The 5,307-nt window shown below is 64.5% G+C and carries 5 protein-coding genes and 2 pseudogenes; 1 reads left to right on the top strand and 6 read right to left on the bottom strand.

Going from position 1 to position 5,307, the window contains the following annotated elements:
• Together A8G08_RS04115 and A8G08_RS04110 are read right to left on the bottom strand one after the other, a co-directional pair.
• Positions 1 to 262, bottom strand: a pseudogene (locus tag A8G08_RS04115) (SDR family mycofactocin-dependent oxidoreductase); the annotation flags it as partial.
• A gap of 11 nt (positions 263 to 273) precedes the next feature.
• Complete coding sequence (locus tag A8G08_RS04110) at positions 274 to 1,020, bottom strand: carboxymuconolactone decarboxylase family protein (protein ID WP_068270505.1); 747 nt, start codon at positions 1,018 to 1,020, stop codon at positions 274 to 276.
• A gap of 114 nt (positions 1,021 to 1,134) precedes the next feature.
• Here A8G08_RS04110 and A8G08_RS04105 point away from each other — a divergent pair, with 114 nt between their 5' ends.
• Complete coding sequence (locus A8G08_RS04105) at positions 1,135 to 1,821, top strand: TetR/AcrR family transcriptional regulator (RefSeq protein WP_068270503.1); 687 nt, start codon at positions 1,135 to 1,137, stop codon at positions 1,819 to 1,821.
• A 14-nt stretch (positions 1,822 to 1,835) separates the two neighbouring features.
• Here the strand turns inward: A8G08_RS04105 and A8G08_RS04100 are convergent, their stop codons facing one another.
• The 4 genes and pseudogenes from A8G08_RS04100 to A8G08_RS04085 form a co-directional block, all read right to left on the bottom strand.
• Entirely contained in the window at positions 1,836 to 3,026 is a 1,191-nt protein-coding gene (locus tag A8G08_RS04100) for a DUF2235 domain-containing protein (RefSeq protein WP_157108399.1), read from the bottom strand.
• 2 nt (positions 3,027 to 3,028) lie between these two features.
• Entirely contained in the window at positions 3,029 to 3,520 is a 492-nt protein-coding gene (locus A8G08_RS04095) for a hypothetical protein (RefSeq protein WP_068270498.1), read from the bottom strand.
• A 277-nt stretch (positions 3,521 to 3,797) separates the two neighbouring features.
• A pseudogene (locus A8G08_RS04090) lies at positions 3,798 to 4,459 on the bottom strand (nucleoside triphosphate pyrophosphohydrolase).
• Positions 4,456 to 5,307: TRCF domain-containing protein (locus A8G08_RS04085; protein WP_342669633.1), on the bottom strand; the 852-nt coding region annotated here is incomplete at its 5' end. The gene A8G08_RS04085 and the pseudogene A8G08_RS04090, both read right to left, overlap by 4 nt.

Raw genomic sequence — 5,307 nt, 5'->3', positions numbered from 1 at the left:
CAACCGCGGCGACCAGTTGGTCGTAGATCCGCACATCGGCCGTGCGGGCCACCATCGTGCGGCCCTCCTTTTCCACCAGCCGAGCGGTTTCCTCGAGATCGGCTTCGCTCGCATTCGGATAGCCCGTCGTCGCGATATCGGCACAGATGTCAACGCCGATGATGTCGACGCCCTCCCGGGCGAGCCGCACTGCATGTGCGCGGCCTTGGCCACGCGCGGCGCCGGTGATGAAGGCGACCTGTCCTTCGAGTCCAGCTGACATGTTCTGCTCCTTTAGCCTTTTCGAGAAAGCGAAATCCGCACGTTCGCGGCGTCGGCCGCTTGCTGGAGAACGCGGCCTTTCGGGAAGCCGCTGTAGGCGGAGAACTGCAGGATGATCTCGTTCATCTCGTCGGCCGAGATGTCTCCCGACTCGAGCGCCGAGCCCACATGGGAGTAGATGGGGCCGAGGGCATCCGAAACGCCGACGCAGGCGATGGTGGTCAGGCGGCGTTCGCGACGGCCCAGATTCGGTCGCTGCCACAAATGGCCGAAGACGAATGCCAGGATCCCTGCCTGGAAGTAGGGCGAATCCCGCTGCGGCGGGGACACGAGGTTGATTTCGCCGAAGCAACGTTCGCCTTCGGCGAGGCGCGCGTCATGGTCGGTCGGTCCGAGGGTTGCCGACTCGAGGAGAGGCCGACCGGCCGCGACGTCCTCACCCCGCTCGGCGGCCAGTCGTGCGGCTTGCGTGCGCACAGCAACCTCGGCCTGGGCTCCCTTGGGCCAGCCGCAGTAGACCGCGAAATGCAGCACGAACTCCAGCATTTCCTCGGCGGAGATGTCACCACTGGCGAGCGCCGCGTACACATGGTCGTTGATTTCATCGACGCCATCTGCCGCACATACGCAGGCCAGCGTCACGAAGCGACGATCACGGCGGCTCAGGCCCGGGCGCGGCCAGACGCGGCCGAACACGAAATCCAGGCGCGCCGCCATTGTTGCCGCCATCGCTGGCTCATCTGGCCACTCGGCGGCCATGACCTCGCGAAATACCTCTGTTGCCGTTTCAGTCACAAGGATCCACCTCTCGAATGCGATGGACTCAAAGTTAAGTCTCAAGACTTAATCTGTCCAGTGTGCGAATCTAGTCGCATGTCGCAGTCGGATCCCGGGCCCTTCGCGCCGTCGGCGAAGCAGCAGTTGGTCCTGACCGCGGAGCGCCTGTTCGCACAGCACGGCCTCGATGGCGTGCCGCTACGCCAGATCGGCACCGAGGCCGGCTCGGCCAACAAGTCGGCGGTGCAGTATCACTTCGGATCCAAGGAAGGCTTGATTCGGGCGATCCTGCTCAATCGGGTCGAGCACCTGTCGCGACGGCGTGAACTGCTGCAGGCCCGAATGAATTCCGAGGACCTACGGTCGGTAATCGAGGCAAATCAACTGCCGCTCATCGAGCTGGCCGAGGACGAAAACTGTTACTACCTACCGTTTCTGGAGCAACTGCTCCGCTTCGGCCCGGCCAACCCGATGGAAGAACTACCTCGAGCCCACCGTGAACTCCAGCGTGCGTACGTCGACCACGTCGGTTCGTTGATCGCGCACGTCCCACAACCGCTGCGCGACGATCGCATCCATCAGGTCTCCGCGATGTGTGTACATGCCTGCGCCGATCGGCACCGCGCGCGAGTTCTCGGCGCGACTACCCTGGCCTACGGCCTTCATGTGAGCGCCCTGCTCGACGGTTTCGTGGCGTACCTCAATGCCCCTCCGTCGGCGGAGACCCTCGCCGCCCTGCAGGCGTCGGCGCCCGAACGCCCCTTGCTTCGCCCGCTGCCGTAAGAGATGCGATCGGACTATTCGGCCCGCGTCCAGGCTGAGTCCGCCCAGTCGGTGGCGACCCAGGACGGGTTCACGAGGTGGCCGCCATAACTGTGGTAGGCCTCCGAGTTCCGCCGGACACTTACGGACGCATGAACCTTCGCCGATGGCGCCGGGCGACGGGTCCGGTACGTGATCAGCGCCCACAACTTGTCGTTCTTGTTGAGGACGCCCTCGGCGTAGCTCGAGTCGACCTCCGGAAGCTCGCGAAGGTCCGCGGTCCGACGCATAACGATCCCTGCTCCTCTTGCCCCTTGTAGTACCCAGAGCAGAGATATGTCGCCCAGTTTGCGTTCTGCGAAGCCACCGCCGACGTCGGAGTGGATGCCGGCGAACCAGGCTTCCTCAATTGCCGCGTTGGTGACGAGGCTTTCCTTGAAGGGGCGCCGATTCTCGTCGAGGGAAACCGCATGCCTTCCCGCCAGAACGTTCCCCAGGCTGTCGGAGTGGGGGAAGCTCAGCTTGCGACGGAAGATACCGGGTGCGTTGACGGTGTCCCAGAGGCCGAGGTATTCGATAGGGACGCAATATCTTTCGGATTCACCAGCGTCCGGCTTGACGGCCCGGCAAACGGTCCGGCGAAATTCGTGCGCATTGTCTTCGGCTTCGTCAGTCCAGTTTCGGCGTGCATAGAGATCAATGGCGTATTGAATCAAGTTTTCCGAGGAACGTCGCGGAATTCCGATCTTGTTCAGGAGACCGGCAAGCGCACGAGCGTTGAAGGCGCCGCGGCTGAACCCGAAGATGAATATCTTGTCGCCCGGCTCCCAGTTGTTCATCAAGAACGTATACGCTTCGGCGAGATTGGTTTTCAGGCCCAGCCCAAAAGCACGGCCGAGCATCTTCGAGGCCCACCGCCCCGGCGGAGACCACACTCGCGTCGAGGCAAATGTCCCCACTCCGGGGTCGTAGTACATGAGTTGTTCCCCATCCTGGTTCTCCAGGGCGCGGAAGATCTTCACGACATTCGTGTTGCGATATGCCCGGATTTGGTTGTCGGTGCCGTCGAAGCAAAGCACGATGTTCTTGAATGTCCTTGTAGCGGTTGCCGGTGCCATCGGCGAGCCGTTCGCGGAACCAATCGGATTATTCATAACCGTGCCACCCCTGCCGTTCAATTCGTCAGATTGTTCTGCCACTCGACGAGATGCGAAGGTCTCGCCCACAGCTAGGTCGGGATACCGGATCCGCCGGTATTACTCGCTTGCTGACGCGGCGCATCGATGGGTGTCACGTTGGATCGTGCGATCAGAGCGGACACGGCCGCGACCGACGCAATCACCACACCGACCAGCGACGCGTTCTGCGCCTCACTTACCTCCCACCATCCGAAGCTCAGATTCAACGACAGTGTCGTCGACGCGAAGGCGGTTACAGCACCCGCAAGTGCGACCGGCTGCTTTTTGGTGTTGGGAACGAAATGCGCGGTTGCGGCGGCCACCAACCCCCAGAATGCGGCGGCCTCGGTCCCGACCACTGTGACCTGTGCGGGTGACCAGTCCACCATCTCGAAGCTGGTCACGAAGCTCAACACCGCGGCGGTCAGCGCCGCAAGCGCGGCGAGTACGGCTTGGACGCGGGTCGGCAGAATCTGTCCGCTCGTCGTCGCGGCGTCCGAGACCTGTGCGCGAAATCCGCCGGGCGCATCGATCGCAGTCATTTGGCGTCGCCCCTTTCAGCCCGCTCCGAGTCGTCTGGCAATGCGAACCGCGGCCTGAGTTAGAGGCCGGCCGTCCACGGTAGAACCGTACGACGTCGCATCGACCTCGGCGTGAGTAGTGGACTACTCGAATCCGTGCCCCGAGTTGCGCAAGGCCCCCCAGCATTCGCACCACATCGCGGCGAACGCCAGCACGGCGGCGCGCTGGCCAGGACCATATACGGCTCGCCTCGGCGAACGCCGTCTCGGGGTATCGCGTAGTGCGCGCGGCGCCGAGTTAGCTCCGCCAGTACTTGCGCCATGCATCCGCATCGAGCGGTTGACGTTCCCCCGAACGCTTTCCGCGCGGTCCTCGGCCGCGCGCACACGCTCGGCGAAGGACAGGACGGCGGTACGCAGGCGCTGCTCGGCACTGCCCGGCTCGCCGATCCGCACCACCCGAAGTTCGTCGGGGACAAGATCATCCGGGAATCCCGCAGTGGCACTGCGGCCGAGCACCTTCTCGGCCAGCGCGAGTGCCGGCAACTCCATCGCGATCCCGTCGAGACAGGACCTGCGCGCCTTCTCGGCGGCCTTGCGCAGTTCCCACGCGCGTTCCTGTTCGGCGATATCGATCGGACCGGACAGATCGTCACCCAGGTGCGGGCTGCGGTGCACAAGCTTGGCCACCAGAGTCGCCGCGACATCGTCGACCGTGAACGGCCGATCCGAATCCTGCGCGATCCGGGAGTGGAACAGGACCTGCAGCAGCAGATCCCCGAGCTCTTCCTTGATCAACTCCGGGTCATCGGTGTCGATCGCGTCGAGCAATTCGTAGGTCTCCTCGAGCAGGTAGGGCCGCAGTGAGTCGTGGGTCTGGGTGATCTCCCAGCCGCCGAACCGCCACAGCCGGTCCATCAGCTCGACGGCCTCGACGAGTCCCTCCCCCGGTTCCGTCATGTGGCCGCGCCTGCTGGTTCACCCATCGAAAGGTTCACCGCGCCAGGCGCTTTGCCGTCGAGGGCAAGCAGGAAGTCGGCAACGTACTGCAGCAGCCCGACATCGCGCAGGCGATCCGATCCGATCCCGCCCGACCGCGGCACCGGCAACTGCACGACGCCCGTCGTGGCGCGATAGGCCGCGGACGGATAGAGCCGCTTGAGCCGAACCTGCTTCGAGTCCGGAAGCTGCATCGGCGCGAACTTCAGCTGGGTGCCGGCCACGCCGACCTCCTCGACGCCGTACTCCCGGCACAGCAGCCGCAGCTTCGCAACCGAGATGAGGCGGCCCACCTCCACGGGCAGGCTGCCGTAACGGTCCACGAGTTCCTCGACGACGGATTCGATGCCCGCATTATCGGTCGCCGCGGCGAGCTTGCGGTAGGCCTCGAGCCGAAGGCGGTCGCTGGTCACGTAATCCGGCGGGATATGCGCGTCCACCGGCAAGTCGATGCGCACCTCCTTGGCCTCTTCCCCGGTCGTGATCGGCTTGCCGTCGGCGGCCGCGCGGTAGGCCTCGACCGCCTCGCCGACCAGCCGGACGTACAGGTCGAAGCCGACACCGGCGACATGGCCGGATTGCTCTGCGCCGAGAACGTTTCCGGCGCCACGGATTTCGAGGTCCTTCATCGCGACGGCCATACCGGCGCCGAGATCGGAGTTCTGCGAAATGGTGGCCAGCCGGTCGTAGGCCATCTCGGTCAGCGGCTTCTCCGTCGGGTACAGGAAGTACGCGTACCCGCGCTCGCGACTTCGGCCCACGCGACCCCGCAACTGGTGCAGCTGCGACAGGCCGAGCGAATCGGCACG

Origin of the sequence: Aldersonia kunmingensis (assembly GCF_001646865.1) — a bacterium.
In the GTDB taxonomy this organism is placed as follows: Bacteria; Actinomycetota; Actinomycetes; order Mycobacteriales; family Mycobacteriaceae; genus Aldersonia; species Aldersonia kunmingensis.
This window is presented reverse-complemented; position numbering and strand designations above follow the sequence as displayed.